General features: G+C 38.7%; 13 protein-coding genes. 9 read left to right on the forward strand and 4 right to left on the reverse strand.

What is annotated here, in order from left to right:
* Position 1: 1 nt before the first annotated feature.
* The 9 genes from SFU91_00400 to SFU91_00440 all read left to right on the forward strand — a co-directional run bounded on the left by SFU91_00400 (position 2) and on the right by SFU91_00440 (position 15,794).
* Positions 2-688: a glycosyltransferase family 2 protein gene (locus SFU91_00400; GenBank protein MDX2127478.1), complete on the forward strand. Its 687-nt coding sequence runs from the start codon at positions 2-4 to the stop codon at positions 686-688.
* Positions 689-752: 64 nt separating this feature from the next.
* Positions 753-1,319, forward strand: coding sequence for an aminodeoxychorismate/anthranilate synthase component II (locus SFU91_00405; GenBank protein MDX2127479.1), 567 nt, complete (start codon positions 753-755; stop codon positions 1,317-1,319).
* 165 nt (positions 1,320-1,484) lie between these two features.
* A complete protein-coding gene (secA, locus tag SFU91_00410) occupies positions 1,485-4,613 on the forward strand; it encodes a preprotein translocase subunit SecA (protein MDX2127480.1) in 3,129 nt (1,042 codons plus the stop codon).
* Positions 4,614-4,764: 151 nt separating this feature from the next.
* Complete coding sequence (locus tag SFU91_00415; GenBank protein MDX2127481.1) at positions 4,765-10,440, forward strand: C25 family cysteine peptidase; 5,676 nt, start codon at positions 4,765-4,767, stop codon at positions 10,438-10,440.
* Positions 10,441-10,493: 53 nt separating this feature from the next.
* Complete coding sequence (locus tag SFU91_00420) at positions 10,494-11,579, forward strand: hypothetical protein (protein ID MDX2127482.1); 1,086 nt, start codon at positions 10,494-10,496, stop codon at positions 11,577-11,579.
* Between the two features lie 47 nt (positions 11,580-11,626).
* Positions 11,627-12,436 carry a hypothetical protein gene (locus tag SFU91_00425; protein ID MDX2127483.1) on the forward strand — a complete coding sequence of 270 codons (810 nt, stop codon included), beginning with the start codon at positions 11,627-11,629 and terminating at the stop codon, positions 12,434-12,436.
* A gap of 28 nt (positions 12,437-12,464) precedes the next feature.
* A complete protein-coding gene (locus SFU91_00430; GenBank protein MDX2127484.1) occupies positions 12,465-12,998 on the forward strand; it encodes a hypothetical protein in 534 nt (177 codons plus the stop codon).
* A gap of 90 nt (positions 12,999-13,088) precedes the next feature.
* Complete coding sequence (locus SFU91_00435; GenBank protein MDX2127485.1) at positions 13,089-14,312, forward strand: hypothetical protein; 1,224 nt, start codon at positions 13,089-13,091, stop codon at positions 14,310-14,312.
* A gap of 54 nt (positions 14,313-14,366) precedes the next feature.
* A complete protein-coding gene (locus tag SFU91_00440) occupies positions 14,367-15,794 on the forward strand; it encodes a hypothetical protein (GenBank protein ID MDX2127486.1) in 1,428 nt (475 codons plus the stop codon).
* Positions 15,795-15,855: 61 nt separating this feature from the next.
* Here the strand turns inward: SFU91_00440 and hemB are convergent, their stop codons facing one another.
* The 4 genes from hemB to SFU91_00460 all read right to left on the reverse strand — a co-directional run bounded on the left by hemB (position 15,856) and on the right by SFU91_00460 (position 18,872).
* Entirely contained in the window at positions 15,856-16,845 is a 990-nt protein-coding gene (gene hemB, locus SFU91_00445) for a porphobilinogen synthase (GenBank protein MDX2127487.1), read from the reverse strand.
* Positions 16,846-17,072: 227 nt separating this feature from the next.
* Positions 17,073-17,732 (reverse strand): deoxynucleoside kinase, encoded by a 660-nt coding sequence (locus SFU91_00450; GenBank protein MDX2127488.1) that lies wholly within the window; start codon positions 17,730-17,732, stop codon positions 17,073-17,075.
* A gap of 15 nt (positions 17,733-17,747) precedes the next feature.
* Positions 17,748-17,999: a glutaredoxin family protein gene (locus SFU91_00455; protein ID MDX2127489.1), complete on the reverse strand. Its 252-nt coding sequence runs from the start codon at positions 17,997-17,999 to the stop codon at positions 17,748-17,750.
* A gap of 9 nt (positions 18,000-18,008) precedes the next feature.
* Entirely contained in the window at positions 18,009-18,872 is an 864-nt protein-coding gene (locus SFU91_00460) for a prolipoprotein diacylglyceryl transferase (protein ID MDX2127490.1), read from the reverse strand.
* Between the last annotated feature and the right edge of the window lie 30 nt (positions 18,873-18,902).

An 18,902-nucleotide genomic window follows, 5' to 3' on the forward strand; every position in this document is an offset into this window, starting at 1 on the left:
TGTGTCTTTATTTATTCTTATTCCGTGCTATAACGCAGAAAATTCGATTCATACACTATTTCAGCGAATCAAATTCGCATTGAAAGATGCACCGCCTTATACCATCATTTGTGTTAATGACGGATCTTATGACCAAACGGTTGAAAAACTTAATTCAATTGATGTTCAAGTAATTCATCATAAAAAAAATTTAGGGAAAGGCGCCGCACTCAAAACCGGTTATACTTTCGCGCTTGAGAATAACGCAACTTCGGTTTTAACTTTAGATAGCGACTTGCAGCACGACCCAAATGATATCCAAACGTTTCTCGCTGCAAGTTCTACCGCTGATATTATCATTGGTTCCCGCAAAGCGTCGTTCACTCAATTAGAGAGTGAAATGCCCTTTTTAAGACAATTTTCAAATCGTACAACCTCACGAATGATGAGCCGTTTAACCGGACAAGTCATTGAAGACGCTCAGTGTGGATTTAGATTAATCAATAAAATATGTTTAAAAACCATTTTACCTCTTTGCTCCGAAAATGGTTATATGTTCGAAACTGAATTTCTTATCCTCGCTTCACAAAAAGGTTTTAAGGTGCAGTTTGTACCCATTCAAACAATCTATGGTGTTGGAAAGAGTTATATGAGACCTGTTCGTGAAACAATTAATTTTCTAAAGTTGTATTTCAGGCACTGTCAATAATTGAATTCATGAAATTTCGCTAATCCATTTTTGAAAACAGTTAAACACAAAAGATTCTAAGACGATGATTTTAGTAATTGATAATTACGATTCATTCACATACAATTTGGTTCAGTATCTCTCTGAATTAGGAGCTGAGATTATCGTGAAACGAAATGACGAAGTTTCTCTCGATGAGATATCAAAACTTAAACCACAGAAAATTGTCATCTCTCCGGGACCTTGTACCCCAAAAGAAGCGGGGATTTCTATGCCGTTGATTCATCGATTTAAGGGAGAATTTCCAATTCTGGGTGTTTGCTTGGGTCATCAGTCAATTGGGGAAGTAATGGGTGGAAAAGTGATTCGCGCCCCAAAGCCAATGCACGGAAAAATTTCTCAAGTTAGCCATTCTTCGAAAGGGATTTTTAGTGGGGTTGAAAACCCTTTTGAAGCCACACGTTATCACTCCTTAATTATTGAAAGGGAAACTTGCCCATCAACGTTGAGTATAACCGCGTGGACAACAGATGGGATGATTATGGGAATCGAAAGTGAGCAATTGAAACTTTTTGGGGTGCAATTTCACCCGGAGTCAATTATGACAAAGGAAGGAAAGAAAATTCTCAAAAATTTCCTTTCGCTCAATTAGTGCTCGAATATTCTTAGCAAATTTTCACATTTAATTTCTCATGCATTGAGATGCAACGCTGGTAAAGCGTTGGAGAAATAGAACGCCTTTAATAGCGAATTTTTTACGATATTTGCCGTTCAAAAAATTTGATTGCAACCACTTTTAAACACTTGAGACGACCAAATGATTAAGTTTCTTGAGAAAATTTTTGGCTCAAAACACGAAAAGGATGTTAAACGAATTCGCCCGATTGTTGACGAAATCAATGAAATTTATGAAACACTTAATTCTCTTTCCGATGATGATCTTCGTTCCAAAAGTGAGGCGTTAAAAAAACATATTCAAGAGTCTGTTTCCTCTATTGAAGAAGAGTTAGTTTCTAAAAAGAAGGAACTTGAGAATCTGGATCTGACTTTTGATGAGGTTCAAGTCATAAAAGAAGAAATTGAATCCCTCGAAAAAGATCTACACGAAAACGAAGAAGAAGTTCTAAATGAAATTCTTCCTGAAGCTTTTGCGATTGTCAAAGATACCTGCCGAAGGCTGGTTGGAAAGAGATGGATGGCCGGCGGAAATGAAATCGTATGGGAAATGATTCCTTATGATGTTCAATTGATTGGTGGTATCGTACTTCATGAAGGAAAGATTGCTGAAATGGCAACCGGGGAAGGAAAAACCCTTGTTGCTGTAATGCCAACATTCTTAAATGCACTCACCGGTAAAGGCGTTCATATTGTCACTGTCAATGACTACCTCGCCCAACGCGACTCTGAGTGGATGCGGCCCGTCTTCGAATTCCACGGTCTTAAAGTCAGTGTGATCCTTTCTGATATGGATTCTTCTGAAAGAGCCCAAGCCTACTCAGCCGATATCACTTACGGAACAAATAATGAATTCGGTTTTGATTATCTCCGCGATAATATGGCGACTGATAAAGTTGATGTTGTTCACCGTAAGTTTAATTATGCCATAATCGATGAAGTCGATTCAGTCTTGATTGATGAAGCAAGAACGCCACTCATTATTTCAGGACCAGTTCCTCAATCCAATTCCGATAAATATGCGGAGCTCAAACCAAAAGTCGATCGTTTGGTAAAAAGCCAACAAAACTTGGTCGGGAAATTATTGGCTGAAGCAGAAAAATTAATTCTTGAAAAAGAGAAAGCCGATAAAGAATGGGAGTTCAAAGCAGGGCTTGCATTATTGCGTGCAAAAAGAGGACAACCCAAGAATAAGAGATATCTCAAGGTCATTGGAGAACCTCAAAACATGAAATTGTTACAGGCTGTTGAAAATGAATATCTCAGAGACAATGCGAGAAAAATGCATGAGGTGGATGAAGAACTTTATTATGCTATTGAAGAGCGATTTCACACCATTGACCTTACTGAAAAGGGAAGAGGCTTTCTAACAGATTCAGAATCAAATTCAGATTTTTTCCTCCTGCCGGATGTCGGTTCGGAAATTGCAAAAATCGATTCAAAAAATGAACTCTCTGACGATGAAAAAGTTAAAGCAAAAGATGAACTTTATCGTGTCTTTTCAGAGCGTTCAGAGCGAATTCACAATGTCTCCCAATTGCTAAAAGCCTATTCTCTTTATGAACGCGATGATGAATATGTTGTGCAAGATGGCAAGGTTTTAATTGTCGATGAATTTACCGGTCGGATCCTTTCTGGCCGCCGTTACAGCGATGGTTTACACCAAGCAATTGAGGCGAAAGAAGGTGTAAAAATTGAAGGCGAAACTCAAACAATGGCGACGATAACCCTTCAAAATTATTTCCGACTTTACAAAAAGATTTGCGGGATGACAGGCACGGCAGAAACAGAGGCCTCCGAATTTTTTGAAATTTATAAACTCGATGTCGTTGTCATTCCCACCAATCGTCAAATTGTCAGAAAAGACGATGATGATTTGATTTATAAAACTAGAAGAGAAAAGTATAACGCTGTTATCAATAAAATAGACGAACTGCGCGAAAATGGTCAACCGGTTTTGGTAGGAACAACTAGTGTCGAGGTTTCAGAAACTATTTCAAGAATGCTCACGCGTAAAGGCATTAAGCATAATGTCTTAAATGCGAAACAAAATCAAAGGGAAGCGGAGGTAATAGCCCAAGCCGGTCAACGCTCGGCAATTACGATTGCGACCAATATGGCTGGTCGTGGAACCGATATTAAATTGGGTCAAGGAGTAAAGGAAAACGGAGGTTTATTCATTTTAGGAACCGAGCGGCATGAGTCACGGAGAATCGACCGACAGCTGCGAGGCCGAGCTGGTCGTCAGGGTGACCCCGGTGTTACCCAATTTTTTGTCTCACTTGAAGATGATTTGATGCGCCTTTTCGGCTCCGACCGGATTTCATCGTATATGGAAAAGGTAGGCTATCAAGAAGGTGAAGTGCTGGCACACCCATTACTTACAAAATCAATTGAAAGAGCCCAACGGAGAGTTGAAGAGCAAAATTTCGGAATTCGAAAAAGACTGTTGGAATATGACAATGTCATGAATCAACAACGAGAAATTATTTACGCTCGCCGAAGAGATGCGCTTTTCAAAGACAGGTTAAGAATTGAAATCTTCGATATGCTTCATGAATATGCAGAGCGTATCGCTTCAACTTATTTCGCAGAGTTCAATTCAACTGCTTTAAGAGAAACGGTTCTCAGAGAACTCTCTGTTGATGTGCCCCTTACAGAACAAGAGTATCAAAAAATTGGAAAAGAAGGCGTTCTCGAAAAGATTTATCATGCAGGTGCTGAGTTTTACAAGCGAAAAGAAGACCAAATTGGTGAGGATTATACGGCAAGAATTGAAAAGTTTGCGGTCCTAAGTGTTATTGACGAAGCGTGGCGCGAGCACCTCCGCGATATCGATGATCTTAAGGAAGGGATTAACCTCCGAGCCTATGGACAAAAAGATCCACTGTTAGAATACAAACAAGAAGCCTTCAAACTTTTTGTAGAGATGTTGGATAATATTCAACAGAATACGCTCTCATTGGCTTTTAAACTCTTTCCGGTCGTCCCAAATGATGACGGGGCAAGGAAGGGAAAAGCAGCATCAGTTCCTGATATTTCAATTCGCGCACGAGTTAGAAAAGATAAATTAGTTGCAAAACATGTTGCAGCTGAAAGTGCATATAGCATTGCGGCCTCGCATGCGGCCGCCTCTGAAAGTGGTGCCGATGTGGCTGAAGAAGAAAAACCAAAACAAGAACCAATCCGAGTTGAAAAAACCCCGGGGCGCAACGATCCCTGTTTTTGTGGCAGTGGGAAGAAGTATAAAAACTGCCACGGCAAAATGTAGGTTGGAAATCCCGTGCTTTAGTGTGAATTTTTTGTTCCAAAACACAGGTCAAAGAGATGGCATTGACATTAAGTCGGGGTTGTCGTTAATTTAGAATAAGCCAAAGATTTCGCTTCAATTTCTTTTAAGTCGAATTATTGAATCCGCAAGAATGAATTCATTTTATTTTGAAAAGCTAAACGTGAACAGAGTTTTTTTTGCTTTTTTGGCAATTTTTCTTTTTATCGCTTTAAATCAAAGCGATGTGTATTCGCAAAGCGAATTAAAAGAAAATCGTCCAGCTCAGAATCCCTTAAATACAAATACCAACCCATTGGAGTCGTCACTTCCTCAAACTTTGGATGAAGGTTTTGCGTCACAATCAACCGGTGAAACAAAACCAACGCTTGTATCTCTCAAGCAAAAGTCGAAAGGGATTTCAATTCTTACATTTAATTTTCCTTCTCCTTACAAAAAGCTAAAGGGTGTCGCAGATAAAATTGAAGAAACGCTTGGCTTGCCTAAAGTTGATCACTTAATTTCCGGTATCGGATACGATGTCCCTTCTTTTTCATATATCATTCAAGGAAAAATCACCTCAGTAAAAATTGTTTCGAAAGAGCATCTTGAATCCTTACCGCTTTCGCTAACCTTTCATCCCGAGGAATTTGAAGATATCCCAATCGGAAATGATGGACCTAAGCCTAAACCGGTTTCAAGAGAATCAAGACAAAAAGAATTCAATGTATTTCCCGAAAAAGAGATTTCATTTTTCTTTGGTGGGTCGATGCGGGGTGTTCCAATTTCAACAATTACCGTTTCACCATATCGTTATGATCCCCGAAAAAAAATGGTAACCGTTTCAAAAACCGTGACGGTTGAAGTAAGTTTTGATCTCGCAGAGTCCGATAAGATCGCAATTGGAATCGATGAAGAATCAATCTTAAAATCGAAACCCAGAAAGAAATTACCTTACTCACAAAGTATATCAAAAGGTAATATTCAAATGGCTTCCCCAAATCTTGGAGAAGGTAAAAATCGTATTGCAAATCTTCCGGTTTCTCAAATTCCCGGACTTTCTTCGTTACCGGTTCGACCAAAAGCAAAAATTATTACCGATAAAGATGGAATTTATCGTATCGGGTTTTTTGAATTCCAAGAGTATTTAAGGAGCGGAAGCATTACAGCAGATTTTTTCACGGCTGACCCAAGAACCTTACGCTTGTTTAATAAGGGAATTGAAATTCCGATTTTAGTAAAAGGTGAGCAAGATGGGGCATTTAATCGCAATGACTTTATTGAGTTTTTTGGCGAAAAAAATGCGTTAAAATTTGCCGATTCCCAACGGCCTGATATGTACACCGATCCCTATTCCGATGAAAACATCTATTACTTGTATTGGGAACCCAGTTTGAACAACACCAATAGAGGTTTAAGGCTTGTTGAAATTCCCGTGGAAGTGAGGAATCCTGTAGCAAGAGGTTTTAATCTTGCAACACAAACCTTTCGATCGAACCTTCATTTCGAAGAAGACCTTGGCGGATTAGGTGGACTTGTACCAAGCCAAAGTATTGAACAGAATCTCAGTCGCGCGTTCGCGAGGTTCAATACCACAGAGTATAAGAGGACGAGGAACGAAAGCGATTTTCGCGACCGAGCATTTTGGGATGCGGTATTTCTAAATTCGCAACGGGAATTTCCGATTGAACTTCCCGGCTTAGCGGATGTCGCCGATGATTCTATCCGCATCAAAGTTGCCTATCACGGCTTAAGCTACGATTCACGCTTTAATCCACAGAATCGAGCAGTGTTACAGTTGGGAGGCGTTGTTGTAGGTCAAACCAATTGGGGAAATGGCGCAAAGTCACAAGAACTGAAGATTGATAACTTTGTCACCTCAGCCCGTCAGTTTTTTGTGGGTGTTCGAAGAGATTATGATACAATCAAAACAATTCAAGTTGCCAATCAGGACGATAATTCGACCGTACTGCCGGGAGAAGAAGGCCGTTCTTTTTTTGTTAATTGGTTCAATATTTCATATCCAAGAACCTATCAGGCATTTGACGATAAAATCTCTTTTTCAATCCCTGTTGGACGCGCAGCGGGTCGATACGAATTTTTGATTACCGGTTTTACAACACCGAATATTCAAATTTACAAAAGAGGTGTTGGTATCCTGAATAACTTTACTGTAGAGCCTTACTTTGAAATTATAGAAAACCCAGATGGCTCTGCGACAAGAATAGAAAAACAAGTTTATCGAATTCGCTTTCAAGATAATGTCATCAACCCAAATGACGTAATTTATGACGCTATTCCACAAACAGAAAAATTGCTTCCACTTCGTGTTGAAAAATTGCTTCCTTCAAATCTTTATGAGCCCGGTGTGAGATTGGTTGATAAGACAAATGACTACAGTTTTATCATTATTACCTCATCAAAATTTATTGGCGAGCAAAATTTTAACGATTCTCGCAATGTCATTTTTCAGTATAAAACATACCGAGAGGAACGCTTAGCACAACTTGGCGAGCGTTCAAGAGTATTGGTGGTTACAGCAGAAAGTATCTACGATGAATTTAATTATGGTATTAAAAGTCCAAGAGCAATTCGAGATTTTCTTGATTATGCCTATCACGAATGGCGTGAATCTCCAATTTATGTCCTCTTAATTGGGGGTGCCTTCCGAATCAAAAATTCCGGGAATCTTGTTCCAACAATGAGAATTCAAACCATTGAATTTGGAGCGACCGCAGCTGATGCGTGGTATGTCATGATTGATGGCACAGATGAATCCGGAAAATTAGATCTCCTACCTGATATGCAGATTTCACGAATCGCGGCATCAAACACAGGAGATGTAGCGAATTATTTAGAAAAGCTTAAGCAATACGAAGAATACGCTGTTACCGGAGAGTGGCGAAACCGAGTGATTATGATCGCTGGAGAGGCGGGTAGAACCAGTTTTAACGATCCAAACGATAATAAGATTATCCAAACCGATGAAATTATCCGGCAAAATTTAGGTCGCAATTTTTTTGTTTCAAGAATCAACACAGGTGAGGGAAGATTTCCATCTAACCCGCAACTAGACATTCATCTTGGAAACAGTGAGACATTAAGAAACTTGATGAATAACGATGGGTCTTTGGTCCTAAACTTTATCGGTCACGGAGGGGGCGCGGTTTGGAGCGATAGTCAAGTTATGGAACTCGGTGATGTCTCGAGGCTATCCAACACCACTGCCTTGCCATTCGTTACAAGTATGTCCTGCTTTACAGGCGCTTTTGACGATGGAATAGGTGCCTACACGCTTTCTCAAGCTTTGACTTTATCAAGAAGAGTCGGTTCGATTGGGGTTATTGCTTCGGCGGGATTTGGTTGGTACAGAAATGACTTTCTGATGTCCCAATCAGTCTTTGAATTTTTATTAACCGACCAGTATCAAGGGCTTTCAATCGGTGATATGCTGTTTCGAGGTAAGACACGCTATTACCTCCAGTATAAATACACAGACATCGACATCGCACCCTCAATGATGTATCAATACGGCGTTTTTGGAGATCCTGCGTTGAGGCTTGCTTCTGCAGGGGTAACAAGAAGCAGAAATTCACTTTCAGGCGGAGCGAATACCGCAAATCTTAAAGCAGTTTCAAGCCTTGTCGCGTTAAATGACTCATTAAGAATTACCGGATCAATTCCGGGTATTACGGAAGGCAATGGTTTTGCAAAAATTTCGGATCAAGACAATTTTGATGTTACGGTACAACTCCAACCATTTGTCGTTCGTTCAGGAAAAATAGGGCAAATCGTTGGCGGCGTGTTTCGCGATACGCTTGCTATTCAAATTACTCAGCCTCCAACGATTACTGCTACAAATGTTCAAAATTTTAAAGGCGGGCAGTTCAAGTATTACATTCGCTCAACTGCTCAGCCAGATGGTGTGCAACCTTCCGATATCTCGGGAAGAGTACCCTTTATTTTGCAGGGAACGGCAATTCAAAAGGTGATTCCATCATTAACAATTCAAGAGGCGCAAAATAAATCGATAACCTTTTCAGTTCAAGCAGAGTCTAGTCAGCCAATTGATAGTGTCAGAATTGTCTCTGAGATTTACAGGCCAAGTGCAACCAACCTAAATCAAAATACCCTCATCTATACCCGAAGCTTTTCGACAAGCAGATCTCAGAATGTCTTTATAGCGGTTGATTCCATCCCGGCCGCCTTTATGAACTTTTCCAACCGCATCATTTATTATGCAGAGTTATTTCGAAACGGAACGAGGCAAATATCACAAGTCTCATCTGAATTTATCGGCAATCCAAATGACATCTCAGCGGTTCCAAAAGCAAGAACTGGGTTAATCCAATACTATGATAACCAAACAATTGGTTTCTATATGGAAAATGGAAAACCGAGAATTGGAGCTGATATCTTTAATTGGAAAGGAACTGAAGTTCAAAAGGCGTTAGTTTATTTCTATCATAATTCGGTTATCAATAGACAAACATCACAGCCACCAACCCTTAGAACAAACCCGATTCTTTTGGGAATTGACACGATTTCTCTTCCGGCTTTTGACCCAACCAAAACCTCAGGCGTTAGAGCCTCAATCCCAGTTCCTGACACACTTAATTTATTTTCCACACTGAATGTCGGGATAAGGGTTTTAGCAGATACTTCCGGTATGAGTTATGAAGAAAGTTATCAGAATAACTTATCCAATCAAATTCCGATTAATTACACCCTTCAAACAATAAATGATCTAACTTCAACGACGATTTCGATTGCGGGAGATTTAACAGTTAAGTTTGAACCATCAACATTTCAATTGTCAAAAGCAACTGTAATTTCAAAAATTGTTAACCCAGTAAAAATATTGCAGCCCGACAATCAATTTGTCCCTTTTCAATCCGATCCTTTCAATCCAATAGCATTTCAAATTTCACCCTCAGATTCTGCTGAACCTTTGTTAAAACCTGTCACACTTACATTTAACATTGCCAAAAATGTATTTAGCGCAGACAGGTCTAACATTTATGCATTTATTTACAATTCGTCTTTTCAGAGGTGGTTAAAAATTCCTGATCAACAGAGATTAAACGATACCACAATTTCATGTCAAGTCAACGAACTAGGTCAATTTGCACTGATGCATACGACGGATTTACAAAGGCCAATTGTTACGCTAGGTATTGAGGGACAGGTTTATTTACCAAATGGCCCGGCTCCAAAAAGGCCAAGAGTTTCAGCCACGATTCAAGATCAAAATGGGGTTTTTGTTGATCGACGGCAAATGAAAGTGATTCGAAATGGCGATAGTTCGGAAGCAGTTCAAGGAAAACTCTTAATACCTCAAGCATCATTCAATTCTAATACAATTGGCGTAGTATATGATGATGAATTTGATCAAGGTTCTCATGAATTAATATTTGTTTTTAACGACGCAAATCTTAATGAGACCCGAACTGAACCAATGCTTTTTCAGGTGCAAACAGAGTTTAACTTGAATGTGTATGGGGTTTATCCAAATCCATTTGAGGAACAAACACGAATTGTTTACGAGATTAGCGGAGAGCAAGCCGCCGAGGTTCTTGAAATCAAAATCTATAATGTTGCCGGAAAGCTCATTAATTCTTTGAGAAACGGCGAAATTGGGGCTACAGGCTTTATACTTGAAAATTTAGCTTCTACAGATTTGAATAGCACTGGTGCTAAAATCGTAATCTGGACGGGTCAAGATAAAGATGGTGCACCAGTTGCGAATGGTGTTTATTACATCAGAATTCGTGCGACTTATCAAGGCAGAAGCTTTGAGCAAATCTTAAAAGCAGCTAAAGTAAGATGAAAATCGTACTCAATTTTTCCAAGTGTTTCGTACCCGAGAGGATGATCTATTTTATGTTATCAAAAGTTTTTGTCTTCAGAAAAAGTGGATTGTTTTTGCTTTTTTTAGCGGCGCTTTCAATAGAAATTGAAGCTCAAACCGTTCGTGATGATTATCAATACACGGCCGCATTTTTAGATATCCCTTTGGGGGCACGCGCATTAGCCTTAGGCGGTCAGTTTACACCCATCGATAACATTGACGGAACAGCATTCTTCTGGAACCCGGCTGCTGTATCTGCAACAAAAGGAAATGTGATTTCTACGATGTATTCAAATCAATTTGGTACAATAGGAAGCCCTCTTTCAAATTACTTTCATATTGGATACTCTCACGAACTTTCAAGTGGTTTTGGATTTTCAGTGAATTGGATTAGAAACAGTGTTTCAAATATTCCATTAACAGGAGCAATTGACCCGACACAAGGGTTTGATCAAATCATTCAACGAGTAAAAAATGGTGAGTTTAATTTAGGTGAATTTAATAACGCAGATGACGCGCTATTTTTAACCTTTGGTAAAAATCTATTAAGTCAAGTTGACTTTGGTTGGCAATATTTTAAGGTGCCAATCGAGATTCCAATTGGTCTTACGATTAAGTATATCAACCAAAGCTTTGGCGGGAATCCGAATGTTGATTACCGAGGAAGTGGAATCGGTGTTGATTTAGGAACACTATTTAAGATGAACTTAGGGCAACTCTTTAAGACACAAGCTGTTGGGGATTTTGCTTTGGGTTTTACAATTCGAGATTTGTTTAACACGCCGGTTTCTTGGAATACTTTTTTAGGAACACGGTCAACCATACAAAGATCGTTTCTTGTGAATTTATCTTACAAGCAACAACTGAATTTTATATCCAGCTCACTTCTCGTCTCTTATACTTTCAATAGCAAATATCAAGGTGAAAATTCGATTGGGGTTGAATATAAGTTCCAAGATATAGTAACACTAAGGGCTGGAACATTAGAAGGTAACTTTACTATTGGCGCAGGAATAGCGATTATTCAGGCGGTTTATATTGATTATGCATATCAAGCCAATGATCTTGGAGGTCCGCATAGAGTAGGTCTTACGATGAATTTAGCAAAACTCTTTTAATGAAACCTTCCAAAAGAGTATATAAAACCGTTTTAAATTTCGAATCGATGATCTCAACAAAAGTTTTGTTAGTTCTTTACTATGCCATTACTTTGTTTTTAACTGCATGTGTTGAACCTGCCGACCCACCGGTTCCACCAACTCCCGAATTTATCCCTAAGAGTTCAGATACTGCAAGAATCGAAACAGGAATAAGGCCTGCCTATGGCAGAGATGGAATCTATATTGAATGGAAAAACATTAACTCAAGAGATATCTCAGGTTATCGTGTATTTAGAACCGTTGATACTTTAGGGGGAAGACCTGTTAACTTCAGATTGTTGCGCGAAATTCCAATTGGAACTCAGGTTATTGGCGGGGATACTACTTTTCTTGATACACAGGTTGGTCTTGATACAGCTTATTATTATCAAGTTGCCTCGTATTCAAGATTTGGAACTCAAAGCAATCTATCGACCACCGAAAGTTACCGATTAACAAGAAGACCTTCTCTTTTAGGCCCAAAAAATGTTATAGATTTACCAAGTGATAGTATAATAACTTTTTTTTGGAACAAACCTAATGTCAGCAGTGGATATTATGTTATTAAAGTCTACGAATTTAATGGGTCTGAAAACTTTATTGAAGAAGAATGTATGGCAGTAGGATACCAGAAATCAACCTTTTTGTTTACAGATTCACTTAGGATTGACTTTAGAACGATTCGCACACAACTTTCTTTTGACGAAGGGATTCGTGTTTTTAAGAAAATACAATCAGGAAACAGGCAGTATCGTTGGCGTGTGTTTCTTTATCCAAGAGGAAGAGAGCTTAATTTTGGATCAGCTTCTGAAGCCTTACCTTTTATCATACGATAGGTTTTTTATCATCATAAAATTGAATTCAATGAAAAAGTTTAAACTGACCATCCCTTTTTTTGTAATTCTGCTGATTACTGTTCAACCGGAAAAAATTTTTTCACAAGCTTTTGGCAATAACCAAGATGTTTCAACCCCAAGAGTTGATTTCTCAGCAGGACCAACAGTTTATCAATTTACTCAGGCAAAGGGAGTTCAAATTGATGTAAATTTATGGGGTTTTGTAGGCCGGCCGGGAAAGCATTACATTTCATATGTAACGAACCTTATCGATTTGCTATCTGTTGCTGGTGGGCCAGATCGGGAGGCCAAGCTTGATGAAATCCGTATCATCCGTTACTCAAATCAAGACACAACAATTGTTGAGCGTGTATTAAGAGTTGATATAGATAGGTTTATTGAGACTGGTGATATGTCCGGTATTCCAGTGTTGCTTCGTGGAGACACAATCATTGTACCGGGTGGAACTCTAAACTTGATACGCGATTTTAACTTTGTTTTACAAACAATTCTTGGGTTAATGAATTTTACTTTAATTCTCGTTACGCTTAGAAATCGTTGATTTTTTTAAAAGAAGCCTTTATTGAAACAAAAAAAAGTACTATTTTACACTATTGCTTCCAGACCTAACAAACTGCACTCTAAGTGTCTTATGAAGAAATTTTTACAAGTTGTCTTAATTCTGTTTCTCTTCTCTTCTACTACAGAGAAGGTTTTTTCTCAATATGTACTTACATCTGGGGGAAGGCTGATGAGAGCTCAGGAAGCATATCTTCCAAATGTGGGGGCGTTTTCAATTTATAATCACTTTGACTTTAATACGGTAGCGGGTGCTTATGGAGATGGGTTTGGGGGAGCTGTTCCACAATGGTTAATGAGAAATATCACCGTCGGTGATTATGTGGTTTTCCAAAATTTACAAGTTTCGGGAGCGGCTTTGCTTTATCAAGATGTTCACCATCTTGATACCAAAAGCAGTTTCCTTGAAAACATCACTTTGGTTGCGAAGTACGCATCTCTCCCTCTATTTAATGAAAATATTTATGTTGGATTTTTAGGAAGTTTAATGATTCCGTTAGGTTCAGGTGTCTATAATTCTTATGGAAATCCTTACACAGCTGGTGGGACTGAAATCGGAGTTATGACGATTTTATCCTATTACACCGATGAACTTTTCCCTAGAGAATCATTTAGCGTTAACCTAAATTTAGGTTATTATAACTTTCTTGATAACGGTAAAGACATCTCAAATAACTCAAATCCGTTGCCTTCTTCAGCCTCTGCTTCAGCGCTGAATTATGCTTTAGCTTTTAGGCTTCCAACTTCTTCTGTAGAGTTAATGGCTGAATTTTGGGGATGGTCGTTTGTAAACAAGCCACCACTTCAAGCCTATACAAGAGAAGATTTATCTTTTATCACTGTTGGCTTAAAATTGAGGCCACTTGAAACGGCTGCTTTAACATTGGGAATTGATTACTTGCTATCGGGTAATAAAGATGAAACCTCTTACAACTCATTTTATGATATCATTCAGAGGCCCGGAGCAAACCCTATCAATTATACACAGTGGAGAGCCATTATCGGTATTCAAGTCAATATCAGTAACGGAACTGCAAGCACCACCAGATTTGGCTCAACTGAAGAAGAAGTTCTTCTGCCCGAAACAACATCTCAGGGTGCTATGATAATTTTACGCAAATTGGAAGAAAATTACAGGCCCGGAGGTAAGGATGATGCCATTACAACCAAAGGAAAAGAAGAATTGAGTCGGAGAAGAATAGAAATAGAACAAAATCTTGAAGTCTTAAGGCAAATTTTGCGTCAAGCAGAAAGTCAACAAGGGACTTCTCAACCTTCAACAAACGAACCTAAATAAATTTTTAATAACAAATATCAACGCTTTATGTCAAAAAATTATACTAAAAAGTTTTTGTTATTAGTTTCACTGCTTGTATTAACAGTTAGCTCAACATTTGCACAATACACTTATACGGCAAGTGGAAGATTGATTCAGGCTCAAGAAGCGTTGATTCAACGATCTGGTAGCTATGCTTTTTTTAGCAGAACGGATTTTAACTTTTTACCTGATGCTTATAGAAATAATGGAATCCCAGTCGCTCACTCATTAGTGAGAACATCGCTACACGCCGATTACTCATTACTTGACAATGTTCAATTTGGCTTAAATGCGATGCTCTATCAAGATATTAACCATCGTGACAAGTTCAGTTCATTCCTTAATAATGTTACTTTAGTAGGAAAAGTGGGTTCTATCTCTCTTTTTTCTGATAATATCTATGCTGGATTGTTGCTTTCAGTAATGGTTCCAACTGGTGGTAATAGTGTTTGGAATTCCTATGGTAACCCATACTCTGCTGGTGGTGTGGAATATAGTGGTAATGTTCTTTTGTCTTATTACTTAGACGAGATATTCCCACAAGAATCGATAAGTTTTACTGCAAATTTTGGCTTTTACAACTTTAATGATGTTGGCGGTAATTTGGCAAATGTTTCTGACCGTGAATTGCTCAATCAAGGTGCCTCGACCACATCTCTAAATTATGCTATTGGTGCAAAAATACCTTTTCAAAATTTTGACTTGATGCTTGAGTATTGGGGTTGGTCTTTTGCAACAGAACCACCAGTAAATGCATATACAAGACTCAATGCATCTTTCTTATCAGCTGCGATGAAATTTAGAACTTCTCGTAGTTTTTCCATAACATTAGGTTTTGAATATCGCGTGGGTGGCGGTTCAGAATCAACAACAGTTCTTTCCCCAATTAACGGTATTGTTCCTCGCCCCTCAGCAATTACAGGAGTTCCTTACACCAATTGGAGAGGAATTCTTGGTTTTGAAATGAATTTCCCGACTTTCAGAAATACGACTTATTCTGGTGGAAGTGGTGGATTTGATGAATTCTCTGATGGTCAAGTAATGCCATCATCGCAGGATTCTTATTCATTGATTAGGAAAATTCAAGAAATTGATGAAGATAAAGAAACAATTGCAAGAAAAATTGAAGAGTTCAGACGCCGCCGTCAAGGTATTGAAGCAAATCTTGAACAAATAAGACGCGCACTGAATGAATCTAAAAAGCCAGTAGAAGAAGCACCTGCCCCAAGTCCGGCACCGGCACCAGAAACACCGGCACCGACGCCTGCGCCAAGTCCAGCTCCAGAAACACCGGCACCGACGCCTGCGCCAAGTCCAGCACCAGAAACACCAGCACCGACGCCTGCGCCAAGTCCGGCACCAGAAACACCAGCACCGACGCCTGCGCCAAGTCCAGCTCCGGAAACACCAGCACCGACACCAGCGCCAAGTCCAACGCCTACTCCAAATCCTCAATTTTAATTGAAGGTTTAAAATGATAAAGGGCTCTTCGGAGCCCTTTATCATTTGAGAACAAAATGAATCAATACCCCCTTTTTATTATATGAGAGGCCTCTTTGGCAAAGTATGTGAAAATAATATCGGCTCCCGCACGCTTCATAGAGAGCAACATCTCCATCATGATTCTTTCTCCATCAATCCAACCTTTTTCCGAAGCTGCTTTTACCATAGAATATTCACCGGAAACATTATAAACCGCAAGTGGTAAGTCAATAAAATTTCGTACTTGACTTACAATATCAAGATATGATAAACCCGGTTTTATCAAGATAATATCAGCACCTTCTTGAAGATCGAGAGATACTTCACGAAGAGCTTCGCGAGAATTTGCAGGGTTCATTTGATAGGTTTTTTTATCACCAAATTTTGGGGAGGAATTTAGTGCATCACGAAAAGGTCCATAAAAGGAAGAGGCATACTTTGCGGAATATGCAACAATACCTGTTTGAGAAAACCCGTAAGAATCTAAGGTGTCCCTTATCGCTTTTACGCGGCCATCCATCATGTCACTTGGAGCAACAAAATCTGCCCCAGCATCTGCATGTGAAAGCGCCATCTTACACAAAACGCTAACGGTTTCATCATTGAGTATTTCACCGTTTTTAACAATACCATCATGCCCGTGTTCGGTAAAAGGGTCTAATGCGACGTCTGTCATGATACAGAGTTCGGGGAAATGCTTTTTAAATTCTTTGATCGAACGTTGAAGGATTCCGTTAGGGTCTAAAGCAGTGTGCCCATCATCAGACTTAGCGTTCGGAATCCCAAAGAGATCGACTGCACAGATACCCAAATTCAATAATTCTTCAATTTCAAAAAGTGCTGTATCAATTGAGAATCTAAAAATACCGGGCATAGACTTTACGGGGTTCTTGATCTTACTACCTTCTTCAAGAAATAGTGGAAAAACGAAATTAGAAGGGTGTAACCGATTTTCTTGAACAAGTTGTCTAATTTGGAACGATTTTCTTAACCTGCGCGGCCTTATAGAGATCTTAAATGAACTATCCATTAAAGGTTTTCTTCTTTCTTTACAATTTTGCTGTCAATTTCTTGAAAATCTACTTCTTTAACTGAGTCTATATTTTGCTTTTTGGGGGGAGTGTTTTGTGTCTTAACCTTACTGACTGAAATATGGAAACCTCCCCTTAACGCAGACAATAACAGTCTGAAGAAAAAGAAGAAGACAAAACCGAGAACCAAAAAAACAATGAATCGAAGCATAAATATTACAAAAGATTAAAACGAGCCCCTGTCAGGATTATAATACTCTGTGCCTGTGTAGTGTTTTTTGAAAATTAAATCAAAGACATAATTAAAATCTTTTTCGTTATCAGAAAAGTCAATATCGGTAACATTAATGATAAGCAGAGGCGTTTTCTTATATCGAAAGAAAAAATAATTATAGGAATCATGTAACTCACGAATGTATTCTTCTTCAATTCTTTTTTCCATTAAACGGCTACGTTTACGAATGTTTTTCATGAGCCTTTCTGGTGATGCCTGTAAATAAACAACCAAATCGGGTTGAGTAATGGTTTTATCCATAAAGTTTACGATTGTATCATACAAATGGAGTTCATCTTCTTGGAGATTAAGGTAGGCGAATATTTTATCCTTATCGAAGATATAATCAGAAATGAGGTACTCAAAAAACAAATCATAATTACGGAGGTTTTGTTGTTGTTTGTATCGGCTTGTTAGAAATGCCATTTGAGTTTGAAAGGCAAATCTTTTCCGATCTTCATAAAAGCGTTCCAAAAAGGGGTTATCTTCAAACTCTTCGAGAACGATTCTGCAATTCCCCAACTTTTGTCCTAAACGATTGACAAGAGTTGTTTTCCCAACACCGATAACGCCTTCGATTGCGACATACTTTGGTGAATTGACAAAACTCATAGGTGAGAGTAAAAATTAAGTTTTAAGTTCACGTCGAAGTTTTTCTTTTAACTCAAGTTCATAAACATGATACTTAAAAGCCATTCTCCCGTTAATAAACACCACTGGGATTTTTGATCCGAACTCTTGAATTAGGTGATGATCTTCTTGAATTTTAATCTCTCTAAAAGAAAAGGGGATACTCTTTTGGGTTTGAAGCAAGACTTCCTTGGCTTCATCACAGAGGCAGCATCCATCTTTTGAATACAACTCAACTAGTACTGTCATGAATAGTCATTAATTCTTTTTTGCAACTTTCTTTTTTACAGGATCCGGTAAAGATTCCCAATGAGGTCTTTTACTAACAATGAATAGCATCCCTAACCCAGAAAGAAACAGACCAATTGAAATCACTTGTGCTTGAGTAAATCCAAATAAAAAAAGATCGTTGAGGCGAATGAACTCAATGAAAAATCTTGCAGCAGCTTGCAAGATAAGGTAAATCGCAAATAATTTTCCGGCAGGTGAAGAAGCTGTTCTTATTAACCAAAGAAATCCGAAAATACCAAGAGAATAAAAGAATTCATAAATAGGAGTTGGATGAACAGGAATATCTTTTGGGATGGGTTCCTTTGGATAAAGTTCAGCAAAACGCTGAGCTAACTCTAAATTAACAGACGAAAGCGTGGAGATAATTCCATTAGGGAAAGTCATCCCGAATTGAGAAAGTGTAGGGTCTCCATAACATCCATCACCAGCAAGCAAACAACCAATTCTTCCAATTCCGTAAGCAATCATTAATGAAGGTGCAGCAGCATCAAAAAATGGGAGCAAGGGAATGTTGTTTTTTTTAAGATAATACACATTGCCTGAAATCGCCAAGATAAGGCCCCCGTAGAATGTTAGCCCTGACGCATTAAATATCATTTCAAAAGGGTTATCTAAAAAAAGAGAAAAGTTTTCAAAAAGATGAAATAGTTTTGACCCTAAAATTCCTAAGAAAATCGATATCAAGGTTACCGTTGAACCCGCTTCAATGGGAAGTTTCTTTCTTTCTAACTCCTTTTCTAATAGAAAACTTGCGGTCAGAAAAGCCAAAACAAGCATCGCACCAAAACTATTAAGCGTGATTGGTCCAAACTTATATATTACCGGATACATGTTTCAAACGTCTGGTTATAATAACGGATA

This window comes from Chloroherpetonaceae bacterium, from assembly GCA_033763895.1.
Classification (GTDB): domain Bacteria; phylum Bacteroidota; class Chlorobiia; order Chlorobiales; family Thermochlorobacteraceae; genus JANRJQ01.